This window comes from Ruegeria sp. N4 (assembly GCF_056531425.1).
Window position 1 is genome coordinate 69,407 of the sequence record NZ_JBQFLT010000009.1, and the last position, 14,142, is coordinate 83,548.

The window sequence follows — 14,142 nt, forward strand, 5'->3', positions numbered from 1 at the left end:
TTTCACAACCTCAGCAGTGTTTCCATAAGCTCATCAACGACGGTGATGACCCGGGCATTTGCGGAATAGATCTGTTCGATCTGCATCAGGCGTTGCAGTTCCTGATCGGTATCAACACCTTGTTCAGCCTCGATCTGCGCCATCTGTTGCTGCGCGCCATTGGCGAAAGCGCGGCGCTGATCGGCGCGATGGGCGTTTGCGCCAGCTTCGGACAGCAGTGCTTGGGTCACTTCGGCGGCGCGCATATTGCCGGTTCCGAACAACGCGCCGGGAACAGGCCGGGCATCATTCAGCACGGTGCCAAAGGCCTGCAATTGCGATGAATCGCCCGGATTACCCGGTGTTGCCGCCCCCAGACCCGCGCGCAGCCTCCAACTGTCGCCGCCTGCATCCGGGTCCACGATTGCGTTCAATGATATGCGAGAGGCCAGCCCTGTCACCATCGTTGCATCGAACCGGTTTCCATCGTCGGTGAACAGGCCCGGATCGGTTGCGGCTGCGGTTGGGTCCAGCCCCGGCGTTTCATACCGTTCGATCAGGTCGCGCGCGACGGTGTCCAGCTGTAGCTGCGCCTCAACGGCCAGATCATCCCGAATGGCAAACTGTGCCGCCAGGGCCCCGCCCCGTATCTGCGCCGCGTCACCGCCTGTGCGCACCGGGTTGCCGTTCATTTCCAGCCCCGAGAGCAGCCCGTTTGCCACGGTCATATGCGGTTTTGTCTCGCCCGTGGTGGTAAAGGCGAACTCTGCCGCCTTGCCTTCCAGCAGGATCAGCCCGCCATCGGAATAGAGCGAGACCTGATCGTTGTCGCGCGGGATCACGTTCACCGGGATCAGATCGTTGACCTGATCAATCAGCACCTGTCGCTGGTCCAGCAACGCGCCAATGTCGCCACCCGAATAGCGAATGGCGGGGATCTTGGCGTTCAGCTCTTCGATGTCCTGCAGCGTCTGGTTCAGGCTGTCGATCTGAGCGCCAATCCTGCGATCCGCATCCGATCGCGCCTGACGCACCCCTTCCGAGGCCCTATTGAGCTCGCGCGCCAGATCATCCCCGGCACGGGCGGCCTGATCCAGACGCTGCGCCGAGTCCGGCAGGCTGGCCGCCGTTATCAGGCTGCTGTCAAAGGCAGACAAACGGGTGGCCAGCGATGTTGCCTCATCCGGTGTTCCCACAAGGCGTTCGAACTGAGTATGGAACGCCGCAAGCGCCGTTTGCTGCGACAGATCGGCGTCCGTGGCGCGTCGGTTAGCGGTCAGAACGGGGTTCTCGTGACGGATCACACCGGCGGCGCGCACGCCATGGCCCGAGATCGGACTGGTGGTCAGTTCCAGAGACCGGCGTGCATAGCCGGGCGTCAGCGCATTGGCGATATTGCCGGACACAACGGCAGCCCCTCGACTGGCTGCGGTCAGCCCGCCCAAGGCATTGTTCAAAGCTGTCGACATATTCATGAGGCCATACCTTTCCCGTCACCGAAACCCGGATTACCGTTTGATATTCGTGGTTTCCTGCAACATCTCATCCACCGTCTGGATCACGGTCGCGCCCGAGGAATAGGCGCGCTGCGTCTGGATCAGCGATGTCAGTTCGGTTGCGACGTCGGTGGTGGATTCCTCGCGCGCGAAGGAAATCAGGTTGCCGGTCGGGCCTTCGCCCGCGTTCCAAAGGAAGAACGTGCCGCTGTCGCGCGATGGGGCATAGGTTTGGCTGTCCAGCGCGGTCAGGCCATTGGGATTTGGAACGTCCGCCAGCGGGATCTGGAACATCCGGCGGCTGACACCCGTATCGTAGAACGCAAAGACATAACCGTTCTCATCCACCTCGACACTGGTCATCGTGCCCACGGCCGAGCCATCGCGTGTGATCGAAACAGGCGCGAAGGTATCAGACAGCTGCGTAATACCATCAGCGTCGCCGATCTGGCCGATATTCACCTCCATCGGGCCACCTGCGACATTGACCACGACGCTGCCCGTAGTCGGATCATAGGCCCCGCCCGAAACGGTCGTCACGCTGGCGAGGGTTCCCCCGGCGGTGCGGCTGTCGGTGAAGGTCAGCGTGTACTCTCCGATCACCGCGCCACCCGAGGCCGAATCGCGCAGGACCATCGTCCATTCACTGCTGGACCCGGTGGCCGGTACCGTCGGCACCAGCTCAATATCGACACTTTCGGATTTGCCCAGATTGTCGAAATATTCGACCGACAAGGGCTGCACGTCACCGGGCGCGCCCGCATCGGTCGCTGTTGCAGGCAGGTTCATGCGTAGGTTCATCTGCGTTGTGGGTGCGCCGGACAGCTGATTGACGCTCAGCTGCACGGGCTCCAGCGCGGCGGGGGTGTCGCGCGGCACGGCTGGAATCGACCCATCGGGATTCGCGCGCCAGCCCAGCAGCACCAGGCCGCTTTCGGTCACAAGATATCCTTCGTCATTGGTGCGGAACGACCCGGTTGTGGTCAGCAGCATCTCGTTCGATCCGCCCGCGATCTGCGAACTTGGGTGCACAGGGATCATTCCCCGCCCCCGTACCGCCAGATCGGTCGAATTGTTGGTCGTCACCAGCGAGCCGCGCTGATCGATCAGCCGTTGGCTGGTGGTCCTGACGCCACCGGCGGAATAGCTGCCGCCCTGACCGGACGTAACCATCGAATGAAAATCCGTCTCGACCCGTTTGTAGCCGAAGGTCGAAGAGTTCGCGATATTGTCGGATATGGTGGCCAGCCTGTTGGCATTGGCCCTCAGCGCCGCCACACCGGCATTCAGCGAAGAGGAAATTGTCATCGGCACGCCCTTCTGTTGCGTCAATCGTTGATGCAACAGCTAACGCACTGCCCCTTAACAGCGCGCTAACAGGTAAAATGCGCCCTACCTTTAGGGGGCGCGCAGAAAGATCACCTCGATCCGGTTGTTGCGCGGGGCCATCGGGTTGTCACTGTGCAGCTTGCGATCGGCATGTCCCGTGACCCGATCAAGTCGCTGTGCCACAACGCCTTTGTCCTGCAGCATCTGACGCACCGCCTGCGCGCGCGAGGTCGACAGATCCCAGGCAGGATTACGCGCCAGCACGACGGGCGAAGCGCCGACATGACCCTCCACGGCAACGGAATTCGTAACCAGATCCGAGGCGCGTGCGATGAGCAAACTCAAAGCCCGCAGGATCGGCGTCGGTGTATCCGAGCCCGATTCGAACAGCGGCTGATCCTCGGTATCGAACAACTCGACAATCAGGCCTTCGTCGGTGACGCGGGTGACAATGTGCTTGAGCAGCTTGTCCGACACCGCGCTTTCTCCGGTACGCCCCAGCAACTGCGCCTCGAGCGTCGAGAAATCCTGCTGCGCCCCTTTGCCGCCGCCATCCGCGTCCAGGCCGGTGGTCCCGCGCGCCTTGTGCGCTTCGGTCGGAAAGCGGTTGGTCGCACCCTTGCCGTCCGAGACCAGAGTGTTTTCCGAAAACATGCTGTCGCCGCCAAAGGCCCCGTCACCGCCGCCGGAATCGGGGCTGATCGGGATCGTCGGCGAGAAGTAATCCGCCAGCCCCTTGCGTTGCGTTTCGGTCGTTGCGTTCAGCAGCCACATCAACATGAAGAAGGCCATCATGGCCGTGACAAAGTCCGCATACGCGACCTTCCACGCGCCACCGTGATGGCCATCGCCACCTGACACACGCTTCTTCTTGATGATGATTGGCGCCGCATTGGTCTGCGCACCCATCTCCACCACCTTTTTATCACCCAAGCTCAGGGGTAGCAGCGCAGGTCTTAAGGTGGGCTTAACACTTAAAACTGTTCAGAGTTCACTTACCGCGGCAGTCCAGCAGACGCGCGGCGCAGGATCAGGGACAGGCGGTTGAAGCTGTTTTCAATCCCGTCCGGATCGGTTTTGCCAAAGAAACCATCCAGATCGTCATGCACCCGGACCGCCTGATCCAGCAGGGGATCAGAGCCTTCTGTATAAAGCCCGGCTTTGATCATCACCTCGGATTGCTCATAGCTGCCGACCAGTTTCCGGGCCTCGGCGATCATCTGATTCTCGGCCTCGGTCGCCGCCGCCGGCAGACTGCGCGAGACCGACCGGCTGAGATCAATCGCGGGAAAGCGGCCGCGTTCGGCGATCTCGCGGCTCAGCACGATATGGCCGTCCAGCACGCCGCGCAGGATGTCGGCAATGGGTTCGTCCATATCCGATCCGGCGACCAGAACGCTGAACACCGCAGTAATGTCGCCCTGTTCATGCGTGCCCGGTCCGGCGCGTTCGCACAGCTTTGAAATCAGCGGCGTGACCGATGGTGGGAAGCCGCGCAGCGAGGGGGCCTCACCCATCGCAACGGCAATTTCCCGATGCGCCTCGGCAAAGCGGGTGACGGAATCGGCCAGAAACAGGACGTTCAGACCCTGATCGCGCATGTATTCGGCCACGGCCATGGCCGACCAAGCGCAACGCCGTCGCGCCAAGGCGGATTGGTCCGAAGTGGCCGCCACAACGACGGCGCGTTTCATGGCCTCGGACCCTAGGGCATGGGTGACAAACTCATTCACTTCGCGCCCGCGCTCACCCACCAGTGCCACGACGACCACGTCAGCCTGCATCGACCGCGCCAGCGTGGCCAGCAGGGTGGATTTCCCGACGCCAGAGCCTGCGAACAGCCCAACCCGCTGCCCACGCACAATCGGCAGCATGGTGTTGAGCGCCGCCAGACCGGTCGCCATCCGCGCCCCCAGCGGCTTGCGATTTACGGCCGGGGGCGGGGCTTGCACGATGTCCCTCTCCTGCGTTCCGCCCAGCAGCGGTTTGCCATCCAGCGGGGCACCAAACGGGTCGATCACCCGCCCCAGCCAATGCATCCCCGGCGCAAATCCGGGTGAGGGGTTCAGAATCACTCGGTCCCCAAGGCTGACCCCATCCGGCGCGCCGCCGGGCATCATGTGAATATGATCGGCGCCCACATGCAGCACCTCACCCGTCAGATCGGGGCCCGAGCGGCGTTTCAGCGTCAGCAGATCCCCGATTCGCGCCTGCTGGGTCAAACCGTTGATTTCTATGACGCCTTGCGCGACGCCGGACGCCAGCCCGACATGTCGGGTCGCGGCCATCCGGTCGAATTCGCATTTCAGAAGCATCGGGTCGAGATCTGACATCGTGGGTTCTCCAACTGAGTTCTGAAAACTGTTTCTAAAGGAATCGGGGTTAAGCCTTGATTGAAATTGATCGAGGGAGAAGCCCCGATGTTCTATGACCTGAACGTCTTTAAGACAGCGTACGCAATGGCAACCCATGCCGGGCAACGGCAGGCCGTCATCGCGCGCAACATGGCCAACGCAGATACGCCGGGCTATCAGCCGCGCGATATCGAAGCCTTTCAAACAGCATTCGAAAACACCGGGCCCAGGGCCGAAATGACGGCCACTCGGCAGGGCCATCTGAACGGCGGCATGTCCGGGCAAAACTGGGCCGAATACACTGCCGAGCCGAAAGGTGATCCCAACGGCAACGGTGTGTCGCTGGAAGAGGAAATGCTGAAAGCAGTTGACGTCAAACGGCAACATGACCGGGCGCTGACGATCTACAAATCCTCGATGGGCATTCTGCGCACCAGTCTGGGTCGCGGATAAGCGGAGGGTGATATGAGCGATTTTTCCCACTCCCTTAGCGCGTCGGCCAGTGCCCTGCGCGCGCAGGCGGCCCGGCTGCGTCATGTGTCCGAGAATATCTCGAACGCGGACACGCCCGGCTACCGGCGCAAGACCGTTCCGTTCGAAACGGTGCAGAGGGACGGCAAGGCAATGGTGCAGGCCGGGCGCGTGCAACTGGATCGCCGCGATCTGCAGCGCGTTCACGACCCCAGCCATCCGATGGCGGATGAAAGCGGTCATTATCTGGGCTCGAATGTCGATCTGATGATCGAGATCGCCGACGCGCGCGAGGCGCAGCGCAGTTACGAGGCCAATCTCAAGATGTTCGACCAGACGCGCAAAATGTCGTCGTCGCTGATGGAACTACTCCGGAAATAAAGGAACGCCAGAATGGATATCCGATCACTTACCGCCGCACAGAACTATGCCGGCGCGCGCCCCGCAACGCAGGCCGACCCGGATCATGCCGGCATGGCGCAGGGAATGCGCGCGACGTTTCAGGACTTTGCGGCAACGCTGAAACACAGCGAGCAGATGTCTCAGGCTGAGATGACCGGACAGGCCGATCCGCATGCCTTGGTGCAGGCTCTGGCGCAGACCGAACTGGCCGTCGAAACCGCCGTTATCGTGCGCAACAAGGTGGTCGAAGCCTATCAGGAAATCCTGCGGATGCCGGTCTGAACGATGCTGAGCGAAGGTCTGTTCTACGACATCGTGCGTCAGGCGCTGTGGGTCGCGGTGATCACCTCGGTCCCGATTCTGGCCGTGGCGCTGGTGTCCGGTCTGATCGTCGGCCTGTTCCAGGCACTGACCTCGGTGCAGGAGATGACGCTGACCTTCGTTCCCAAACTGATCGCCATTGTCGTCGTGTTCTGGATTTCCATGGGCTTCATGACCCAGACGCTTGTCACGTTTTTCACGGGAACTCTGGTTCCGCTGATCGCAGGAGGTCGCTGATGGATACCGCCTATGTCACCCTGTCCCGTCAATCCGGGCTGATGAACGAAATGCGGCTGGTGGCGAACAACATCGCCAATGCCAACACCACCGGCTACCGCGCACAAGGGTTGGTGTTCTCGGAATTCGTGCGCGACATGCCGGGCAATCCGTCCCTGTCGATGAGCCGGGCCGAGGCGCGCAATACGTCCCTGCATCAGGGCGTTCTGACCGAGACTGGCGGGCAGTTCGATTTCGCCATCGAAGGCGAGGGGTTCTTCATGGTCGAAACCCCCGAGGGCAATCGTCTGACGCGGGCGGGCAGTTTTACGCCAAACGCGCAGGGTGATCTGGTGGCGATGGACGGCGCGCGTGTTCTGGACAGCAACGGCTCACCCGTTTTCATCCCGCCCGATGCGGCCTCGATCGACGTCGGTGCTGATGGCACGCTGAGTGTCGAGGGGCGGCTTCTGGGCCAGATCGGTGTCTATCAGGTGGACGACCCCGAGACTCTGGTCCGCGAAGGCAACACGTGGTTCCGTGCCGATGGTGGGATCGACGCCGTCGATGAACCCGTGGTCGTGCATCGGTTCCTCGAGGGCTCGAACGTCAATGCAATCCAGCAGGTCGCGCGTCTGGTCGAAATCCAGCGCGCCTATGAGCTGGGACAAAGCTTTCTGGAAACCGAGGATGAGCGCGTACGCGGGGCCGTCGACGCGCTGATGCGCTGATCTAACCAAGGAGATTTTGAAATGCGTGCTTTGAAAATCGCAGCCACTGGCATGACCGCACAGCAGATGCGGGTTGAGACGATCTCGAACAACCTCGCGAACATGAACACCACCGGTTACAACGCCCGCCGTGCGGAGTTTGCCGATCTGCACTACCAACAGATGGCCCGCGCGGGCGCGGTCAACGCATCGGACGGAACTGTATTGCCGACCGGTATCCAACTGGGCCTTGGCGTCCGACCTGCCGCCGTCACGGTGCAACTGGCACAGGGTGCGCTGTCGGCCACGGGCAGTGATCTGGACGTGGCCATCGAAGGCCGTGGTTATCTGGAGGTGGCGCTGCCCAACGGTCAGTCCGCCTATACGCGGGATGGCAGCCTGAAACGCTCGGCTGAGGGTCTGATCGTGACCTCGGACGGCTTTGCCGTGGCCCCAGAGATCACGATCCCGGATGATGCCCGGTCAATCTCGATCAACGCCTCGGGCGAGGTTTATGCCTATTTTGACGACACGCCCGAAGGGCAATTGCTGGGTGAATTCTCACTGGCCAGTTTCTCGAATGCCAAGGGGCTTGAGGCCATTGGCAGCAATCTGTTCCGCGAAACCGAAGCCTCGGGCGCGCCGATCCTGGGCCTGCCCGGTGAGGACGGGTTGGGTACGCTGCGACAAGGCTATCTGGAAGACAGCTCGGTCGATGCCGTGCGCGAAGTGACCGAGTTGATCGAGGCGCAGCGTGGCTATGAGATGAATGCCAAGGTTATCACCGCCGTCGATCAGATGATGGGCGCGACAACGCAGGTGCGGTGATGCGGTTGGTGATTCTGATCTGCCTGATGGGCGCACCCCTGGCTGCATTGGCGGATATCGTGGTCCCGACCCGCACGATTCGCGCGAAAGAGGTGATCTCGGCTGCGGACCTTGAACTGAAAGCGACGGATTTGCCCGGCGCCATCAGTGATCCGGGCGCGTTGATCGGGCTAGAGGCACGCGTCGCCCTTTATCCCGGTCGCCCCGTACGCGCGGTGGATGTCGGCCCGCCTGCCATTGTGGATCGCAATGATCTGGTTGTTCTGGTGTTCAACCGCCAACCCCTGTCGATCTCCACCGAAGGCCGGGCGCTGGGGCGCGGCGCGGTGGGTGAGCGTATCCGCGTCATGAACCTGTCCTCCCGCACAACGGTCACCGGCCTGATCCGGCCCGACGGACAAATCGAGGTAAAATAATGACTGGCCTGTCAAATTCCCTTCTGCTGACGATCTTTGCGCTTTCCGCCTGCGGTCGATTGGACCATCTGGGCAAACCGCCAAGCTTCACCCCGAATGAGGAGTCGCCGGAACAGGTGGCGATGCTTTGGCCGGGCCTGCCCCTGCACACGCAGACGCAACGGGTGGTCGACAGATCCTCGCTATGGAGCGGTGGGCAGCAATCCCTGCTGGGCGATCAGCGGGCGATCAAGAAAGGCGATATTCTGACCGTTGTGATCGAACTGGACGAAGAGGCCGAGTTTTCCAACAACACCAGCCGGTCCCGCTCCGGTTCGGAAAGCCTTGAGATCCCCAACCTGTTCGGGCTGCCGCAACGGGCCGAAGAACATCTGCCCGAAGGGGCGACCCTGGACGATGCAGTCGGGATCGAGTCGGATTCCTCAAGCTCGGGCCGGGGGTCGGTGCGGCGTAATGAAAAGCTGACTTTGCGGGTTGCGGCCACGGTGCTGGACGTGTTGCCAAACGGGGTTCTTTCGATCTCGGGTTCACAAGAACTGCGCGTGAACTTCGAATTGCGAGAGCTTTTGGTTGCCGGCTACGTCCGCCCGCAGGATATCTCGCGCAAGAATGAGATCACATATGACAAGATCGCCTCGGCGCGGGTGTCTTACGGTGGGCGCGGGCAAATCACCGACGTCCAGCAGCCGCGCCTTGGCCAGCAGATCCTCGACTCGATTCTTCCGTATTGAGGTGCGCACATGATGAAGTTGTTGCTGCCTGTCGTTTTCCTGTTGGTAGGTCTGGGTGCCGGTATTGGTGCTGCGAAATTCCTGACCCCTGAAAAACCGCCATCAGTTGCGTCTGACGCGAAGGACGAAAAGAAGACAGAGGCCAAAGAACAAAAGGCCGACAAGAAATCCGACAAAGGGGACAAGGCGGGTGGCTTTGAGTATCTGAAACTGACCAAGCAATTTGTCGTGCCGGTGGTGAAGGATGATCAGATCTCGGCCATGGTGACGATGTCGCTAAGCCTTGAGGCGAACCCTGCTATCACCGAAACCTTCTATGCCATCGAGCCGAAGCTGAGGGACGGGTTTTTGCAGGTGCTGTTCGATCACGCCAATACTGGTGGTTTTGACGGCATCTTTACGGAATCGGACACCCTGACCGTCCTGCGTAAAGCGCTGCTGGAGGTGGCGCAAAAGGACCTTGGTGCGGATGTATCCCAAGTTCTGATCATGAGCGTCAACCGGCAGGATACCTGAACCCAAGAACCTCCGGCCCGATCCGTTTGGGCCTGGGGGCTACTGTTGATTTGACAGTTTCCTGGCCTGAGCCACCCGATGTTCCTGTCGATACTGGTCGGAGATCGAACGGATCGCCTGTTGACGTCCGAACGCTGCCCGGAGTTGTTCGATCGCGGCTAGTTTCTGCGCCCGCAGACGAGCGAGGTCGGTGTTCAACTGGCGACGGGTTGCGGATTCCCACCCGTTCCACAGAATATCCGTCCCGGTGACCTGATACCCTTCGGCCGAGGCACTGTCGCGCCGCACCTCTGCAACCTGTGAGTTCAGCGACGCAAGCTGCTGCTGCACGCGGGCTTCGGCCTCGATCACAGGGCGCAGGGTCTGATAGTTTTTCTGAAACACGGCATCAGTGGCGCGTTGCAGGTCGGACAGTTTTTTCCGGTTCATCTGATCTGACCTTTTGCACGTTTGCGCATCGCCTCGGCAAATCGAATTGCGGCGGCGACCGGGCGGTAGTGTTCCTCGGCGATTTCCTGACCGATCTCGACGGTCGCGTGCAGCGCGCGGGCAGTTGGCGGATCCGAGTGGATCGGGACCCCGGCCTCGCTGGCGGCGGATCGGATGGCCGCCGCCACCTCATCCACGCCTTTGGCAACGCAGACAGGGGCTGCGCCTGCGGCGCGGGACCATTTCAGCGCGACCGCGAAATGGGTAGGGTTGACGATCACCACATCCGCCTTGGGCACATCGGACATCATCTGGTTGGTTGCAATGTCCTGCGCGCGCTGGCGGCGCTGTTGTTTGACATGCGGATCGCCCTCGGCATCTTTGGTCTCATCCTGGATTTCCTTGCGCGACATGCGGTTCTTGCGCATGTGCTCGGCATATTGCCAAAGGTAATCGATCACACCGATGGCCAGCGCAATGACGATCACGATGAACAGGAAGCGAAACAGCAGGTTCATCATCAACAGGATCGACGATTTTGCAGGTGCTGCGCTGGCCGAGATGATCTCGGTCAGATTGGCCTTCAGGAACAAGGCCAGGCAGGTGCCATAGATCAGCAGCTTGGCAAAACTCTTGGCAAATTCGAACAGGCCGCCGCGTCCGAATTTGTTTTTTGCATTCGACACAAGCGAGATGCGCGAGAGCTTGGGTTTCAGCTTGGTAGGTGCAAAGATCAGCGCGCGCTGGGCAATCAGGCTGAGCAAGACCACCGCGGCGGGCAGTGCAAAAAGCATCGAGACCGGCACCAGTGAGCCCAGAAGCAACCCGGCAACCGGCGCGGAGGCAGGCCCGGTCGCGACCAGTTGAGAAAACGCATCAGACTGGTCAACCAGCACAACAAACAGCGTGCCCAGATGTTGGGCTGCGTACTGCCCCGCCGCCAGCAGCGCGATGACCAGACCGGTATATCCCGCGACAACGGACAGATCGCTGGACTTAGCCACCTCTCCCTTTTCGCGCGCTTTTTGCAGCTTTTGCGGGGTGGGTTCAAAGGATTTGTCGCTGTCGTCGTCGGGTCCGCTCATGGCCTTCCCCCGGTCGGGTTGAGAAGGAAGGCGTTCAGGGCGTCTGACCACGCCGACAGGATCAGCGGTGCCCCGGCAAACAGCAGGAACAGCCCGGCAAAGGTGATGGCAGGGGCGCCGACAAAGGCCACCATCAGCTGCGGCATGGCACGGTTGATCACGCCAAGGGCCAGATTGTAGATCAGCGAGGCGATCACAAACGGGGTGGCCAGCGCAAAAGCCAGGCTGAAGCTGTGCGCGATCTGTTGCACCCCCCAGTGGGACAGATCCGATGGTGCCGGAAGCATCCCCATCGGGAACATCGCGTAGCTGTGGATCAGAAATTGCGCGGCCCGGATGTGCAGTCCCATGATCACGGCCAGCGTCAGACCGGCCAGCATCAGAAAGTACCCCATCGCCGGCATCGGATCGATTACGGCCCCGCCCAGAAGCTGCGACAGCGAGGTCGATTGTGCTGCAATGGACCCAGCGGTTTGCAGGGCCAGCACAAACAATCGCAACCCAATGCCGAGGGCCATCCCGATCAGCACCTCTGTCCCCACCAGCCGGACCATCTGCGGGAAACCGGCGGCCAGCTCAGGTGCGTCAATTGCGGGCGCGATGATCAGGGTAAAGGCCATCGAAAGACCCAGTTTGACGCGCACCGGGATGCTGCGTTCGCCGAACGCGGGCAGCAGCGAGACAAAGGCCGAAACCCGCAGAAACACCGCAAACAGATGCCACAGGCTGACGCCGATCTGGTTCAGCAATTCCGGGGGTAGGGCGATCACGCCGGAACCGTTCCGACCAGAGACGGCCGAGCCTCAAGCCCGATTTCCTCGAACGACAGGACCGGGTTGGCCACGCCCCGCGCCTGCATGATCGTGCGCAGCAACCGGCGGCGGCGGGTCGAAGTGACGATGGCCGGGAACAGCCCGCTATCTGCCGATTTCGCCACGCTGGTCACGACGCCATCTGCCAGTTTGTTGAACAGGTTGGGCGGCAGCGCGACATCCAGCCCGGCATTGGGGGCATCGATCTGGTAGGTGGCGAAGGTATCCTCCCATTCCGGGGCCAGTTGGATCAGCGGGATCGATCCGTCCTCTCGCTTCATCTCGGCGACCAGTTGGAAGCCAAGCCTCTGGCGAACGATCTCGCAAATCCCTTCGGGCTGTGTGGTGGTCATCCGTGCCTCGGCCACGGTTTCCAGGATCAGGGCCATGTTTCTGATCGAGACGCGTTCGTCCAGCAGCAGGCGCAGGACGGCGTGCAGCGTGTCGATCGGGACCTTATCGGGGATCAATTCGTCCAGCAGTTTGCGATTGGCCTCCGCCCGGACCGGATCGCTGAGGCGGGTCATCTCGGACAGCAGACGGCGCAGGGATTTCAGCGTCAGCAGGCGCGGGAAGTTCTGTTTTATGATCTCCAGCAGATGGGTCGCCAGAATCTCGGGCGGCGAGACGATGGTGGCCCCGCTCAGCGCTGCATCCTCCTGATCTTTGGGCAGAATCCAGCGGGCAGGCGCGCCGTAGACAGGCTCGGTCACGTCGTTGCCGTCGGGCAGCAGGTCAAAGCCGTCCTGCACCAGCGCCAGAACCAGATCGGGGTTCAGGACCCCGCGCGCCTGTTCTACCCCCTGAACCTTGATCACATATGTGCCGGTTGGCAGGTCGGCGCGGTCGGTCAGGCGAATCTCGGGCAGGATCAGACCAAAGGTCGAGGCGACATAGGTCCGCATATTGGCAATCCGCGCATCCAGCCCGGTGCCCTGGTTCAACACCATGCTGACCAGATCGGGCGCAAACTCCAGATGTACGTCGTCCAGATCCAGGATGTCTCCGATGGCCTGAGACACGGGTGCATCCACCTCGGACGATGGGGTTTCGGGTTCCAGCGCGGCGGCTTTTTGGGTGCGGTGGACGTGATAGGCGGCATAGCCCAGAACGCCGGCCCCCAGAATGAAAGGCAAAAACGGCAGGCCCGGCACCAGCGCAAACAGGACCATCAGAACGGCCACGGTTGCCAGCGCGGCGGGGTGTTTACCCAGTTGCGAGAAGATGGCGTTGTCGGTTGCCCCCTGCGTGCCGCCCCGCGCCAATAGCAACGCCGAGGCAATCGAAATGATCACGGCTGGAATCTGTGAGACCAGTCCATCGCCGACAGTCAGGATGGCATAGGTCTCAAACGCCGAGGCAACCGGCATGCCGTGCACGATCACGCCCATCACCAGACCCATGACAAGGTTCAAAAGCGTGATCAGCAGCCCGGCAATCGCGTCGCCCTTGACGAATTTGGACGCGCCATCGAGCGAGCCGAAAAAGGTGGTTTCCTGCTGTTCCCGCTCGCGCCGTTCCTTGGCCTGCTGGTGGTCGATGGCCCCGGCGGACATGTCGCTGTCGATGGCCAGCTGTTTGCCGGGCATCCCGTCCAGCGCAAAACGCGCGCCCACCTCGGCCATGCGGGCAGCGCCTTTGGTGATGACCATGAAGTTCACGATCAGCAGTACGCCGAACACCACCAGCCCCAGAAAGATACTGCCGCCCATGACGAAATTGGCGAACCCTTCGATCACATCCCCGGCGGCATTGGGGCCGGTATGGCCCTGCCCGATGATCAGCTTCGTCGAGGACACGTTCAGCGACAGGCGCAACATCAGCGACGCAAGCAGGATCGTCGGGAAGGACGAGAAATCCAGCGGACGCTCGATAAACAGGGTCAGGGTAAAGATCAGAATGGCCAGCGCAAAAGACGCGGCCAGCCCCACATCCAGCACCCAGGCGGGCATTGGCAGGATCATCATCACGATGATGGTCATCAGTGCCAGCGCCAGCAATACGGTAGGCGAGAACAGGGATCGGACGTCGATCTTGGGCACGAAAC

The 14,142-nt window shown here is 61.5% G+C and carries 17 protein-coding genes; 9 read left to right on the forward strand and 8 right to left on the reverse strand.

Going from position 1 to position 14,142, the window contains the following annotated elements; genetic code table 11:
• Positions 1-2: 2 nt before the first annotated feature.
• The 4 genes from flgK to ACR0LW_RS14615 all read right to left on the reverse strand — a co-directional run bounded on the left by flgK (position 3) and on the right by ACR0LW_RS14615 (position 5,137).
• Positions 3-1,454, reverse strand: coding sequence for a flagellar hook-associated protein FlgK (gene flgK, locus ACR0LW_RS14600; protein WP_480883063.1), 1,452 nt, complete (start codon positions 1,452-1,454; stop codon positions 3-5).
• Positions 1,455-1,487: 33 nt separating this feature from the next.
• Positions 1,488-2,783, reverse strand: coding sequence for a flagellar hook protein FlgE (locus ACR0LW_RS14605; protein WP_480883064.1), 1,296 nt, complete (start codon positions 2,781-2,783; stop codon positions 1,488-1,490).
• A 90-nt stretch (positions 2,784-2,873) separates the two neighbouring features.
• Positions 2,874-3,713, reverse strand: a complete 840-nt coding sequence (locus ACR0LW_RS14610; RefSeq protein ID WP_480585929.1) for a flagellar motor protein MotB — start codon at positions 3,711-3,713, stop codon at positions 2,874-2,876.
• Positions 3,714-3,799: 86 nt separating this feature from the next.
• The gene (locus ACR0LW_RS14615) at positions 3,800-5,137 is read right to left on the reverse strand and encodes a FliI/YscN family ATPase (protein WP_480585932.1); all 1,338 of its coding nucleotides are present in this window, start codon (positions 5,135-5,137) and stop codon (positions 3,800-3,802) included.
• 87 nt (positions 5,138-5,224) lie between these two features.
• Between ACR0LW_RS14615 and ACR0LW_RS14620 the strand changes: the two genes are divergently transcribed.
• From ACR0LW_RS14620 to ACR0LW_RS14660, 9 genes are read left to right on the forward strand one after another with little or no spacing between them, the layout of a single operon-like run.
• The gene (locus tag ACR0LW_RS14620; protein ID WP_480883065.1) at positions 5,225-5,611 is read left to right on the forward strand and encodes a FlgB family protein; all 387 of its coding nucleotides are present in this window, start codon (positions 5,225-5,227) and stop codon (positions 5,609-5,611) included.
• Positions 5,612-5,623: 12 nt separating this feature from the next.
• Complete coding sequence (gene flgC / locus ACR0LW_RS14625; RefSeq protein ID WP_480883066.1) at positions 5,624-6,010, forward strand: flagellar basal body rod protein FlgC; 387 nt, start codon at positions 5,624-5,626, stop codon at positions 6,008-6,010.
• A gap of 12 nt (positions 6,011-6,022) precedes the next feature.
• Positions 6,023-6,313, forward strand: coding sequence for a flagellar hook-basal body complex protein FliE (fliE, locus tag ACR0LW_RS14630; RefSeq protein WP_480883067.1), 291 nt, complete (start codon positions 6,023-6,025; stop codon positions 6,311-6,313).
• Between the two features lie 3 nt (positions 6,314-6,316).
• The gene (locus ACR0LW_RS14635; protein WP_170455828.1) at positions 6,317-6,589 is read left to right on the forward strand and encodes a flagellar biosynthetic protein FliQ; all 273 of its coding nucleotides are present in this window, start codon (positions 6,317-6,319) and stop codon (positions 6,587-6,589) included.
• Positions 6,589-7,299 carry a flagellar hook-basal body complex protein gene (locus ACR0LW_RS14640; RefSeq protein ID WP_480883068.1) on the forward strand — a complete coding sequence of 237 codons (711 nt, stop codon included), beginning with the start codon at positions 6,589-6,591 and terminating at the stop codon, positions 7,297-7,299. The genes ACR0LW_RS14635 and ACR0LW_RS14640 overlap by 1 nt, the downstream gene beginning before the upstream one ends.
• Positions 7,300-7,320: 21 nt before the next feature.
• Positions 7,321-8,106 (forward strand): flagellar basal-body rod protein FlgG, encoded by a 786-nt coding sequence (flgG, locus tag ACR0LW_RS14645; RefSeq protein WP_170455824.1) that lies wholly within the window; start codon positions 7,321-7,323, stop codon positions 8,104-8,106.
• The gene (gene flgA, locus ACR0LW_RS14650; protein ID WP_480883069.1) at positions 8,106-8,522 is read left to right on the forward strand and encodes a flagellar basal body P-ring formation chaperone FlgA; all 417 of its coding nucleotides are present in this window, start codon (positions 8,106-8,108) and stop codon (positions 8,520-8,522) included. Before flgG ends, flgA begins: the two co-directional genes overlap by 1 nt.
• On the forward strand, positions 8,522-9,253 hold the full coding sequence (gene flgH, locus ACR0LW_RS14655) for a flagellar basal body L-ring protein FlgH (protein WP_480883070.1): 732 nt from the start codon (positions 8,522-8,524) through the stop codon (positions 9,251-9,253). Before flgA ends, flgH begins: the two co-directional genes overlap by 1 nt.
• Before the next feature lie 9 nt (positions 9,254-9,262).
• Complete coding sequence (locus ACR0LW_RS14660; protein ID WP_480585948.1) at positions 9,263-9,769, forward strand: flagellar basal body-associated protein FliL; 507 nt, start codon at positions 9,263-9,265, stop codon at positions 9,767-9,769.
• 39 nt (positions 9,770-9,808) lie between these two features.
• On the opposite strand, the gene ACR0LW_RS14665 is transcribed toward ACR0LW_RS14660, so the two are convergent.
• Genes ACR0LW_RS14665 through flhA form a run of 4 tightly spaced genes read right to left on the reverse strand, consistent with a single transcriptional unit; the run spans position 9,809 to position 14,137 of the window.
• Positions 9,809-10,198, reverse strand: a complete 390-nt coding sequence (locus ACR0LW_RS14665; RefSeq protein WP_480883071.1) for a hypothetical protein — start codon at positions 10,196-10,198, stop codon at positions 9,809-9,811.
• Positions 10,195-11,283: a flagellar type III secretion system protein FlhB gene (gene flhB / locus ACR0LW_RS14670; protein WP_480883073.1), complete on the reverse strand. Its 1,089-nt coding sequence runs from the start codon at positions 11,281-11,283 to the stop codon at positions 10,195-10,197. The genes ACR0LW_RS14665 and flhB overlap by 4 nt, the downstream gene beginning before the upstream one ends.
• Positions 11,280-12,053 (reverse strand): flagellar biosynthetic protein FliR, encoded by a 774-nt coding sequence (locus ACR0LW_RS14675; protein ID WP_480883074.1) that lies wholly within the window; start codon positions 12,051-12,053, stop codon positions 11,280-11,282. The genes flhB and ACR0LW_RS14675 overlap by 4 nt, the downstream gene beginning before the upstream one ends.
• Positions 12,050-14,137: a flagellar biosynthesis protein FlhA gene (flhA, locus tag ACR0LW_RS14680; protein ID WP_170624757.1), complete on the reverse strand. Its 2,088-nt coding sequence runs from the start codon at positions 14,135-14,137 to the stop codon at positions 12,050-12,052. The genes ACR0LW_RS14675 and flhA overlap by 4 nt, the downstream gene beginning before the upstream one ends.
• Positions 14,138-14,142 lie beyond the last annotated feature (5 nt).

Bases quoted from the DNA above. Each gene is read 5' to 3' on its own strand.
- flgK (WP_480883063.1), bottom strand. From the start codon at position 1,454: ATGAATATGTCGACAGCTTTGAACAATGCCTTGGGCGGGCTGACCGCA.
- ACR0LW_RS14605 (WP_480883064.1), bottom strand. From the start codon at position 2,783: ATGACAATTTCCTCTTCGCTGAATGCCGGTGTGGCGGCGCTGAGGGCC.
- ACR0LW_RS14610 (WP_480585929.1), bottom strand. From the start codon at position 3,713: ATGGGTGCGCAGACCAATGCGGCGCCAATCATCATCAAGAAGAAGCGT.
- ACR0LW_RS14615 (WP_480585932.1), bottom strand. From the start codon at position 5,137: ATGTCAGATCTCGACCCGATGCTTCTGAAATGCGAATTCGACCGGATG.
- ACR0LW_RS14620 (WP_480883065.1), top strand. From the start codon at position 5,225: ATGTTCTATGACCTGAACGTCTTTAAGACAGCGTACGCAATGGCAACC.
- flgC (WP_480883066.1), top strand. From the start codon at position 5,624: ATGAGCGATTTTTCCCACTCCCTTAGCGCGTCGGCCAGTGCCCTGCGC.
- fliE (WP_480883067.1), top strand. From the start codon at position 6,023: ATGGATATCCGATCACTTACCGCCGCACAGAACTATGCCGGCGCGCGC.
- ACR0LW_RS14635 (WP_170455828.1), top strand. From the start codon at position 6,317: ATGCTGAGCGAAGGTCTGTTCTACGACATCGTGCGTCAGGCGCTGTGG.
- ACR0LW_RS14640 (WP_480883068.1), top strand. From the start codon at position 6,589: ATGGATACCGCCTATGTCACCCTGTCCCGTCAATCCGGGCTGATGAAC.
- flgG (WP_170455824.1), top strand. From the start codon at position 7,321: ATGCGTGCTTTGAAAATCGCAGCCACTGGCATGACCGCACAGCAGATG.
- flgA (WP_480883069.1), top strand. From the start codon at position 8,106: ATGCGGTTGGTGATTCTGATCTGCCTGATGGGCGCACCCCTGGCTGCA.
- flgH (WP_480883070.1), top strand. From the start codon at position 8,522: ATGACTGGCCTGTCAAATTCCCTTCTGCTGACGATCTTTGCGCTTTCC.
- ACR0LW_RS14660 (WP_480585948.1), top strand. From the start codon at position 9,263: ATGATGAAGTTGTTGCTGCCTGTCGTTTTCCTGTTGGTAGGTCTGGGT.
- ACR0LW_RS14665 (WP_480883071.1), bottom strand. From the start codon at position 10,198: ATGAACCGGAAAAAACTGTCCGACCTGCAACGCGCCACTGATGCCGTG.
- flhB (WP_480883073.1), bottom strand. From the start codon at position 11,283: ATGAGCGGACCCGACGACGACAGCGACAAATCCTTTGAACCCACCCCG.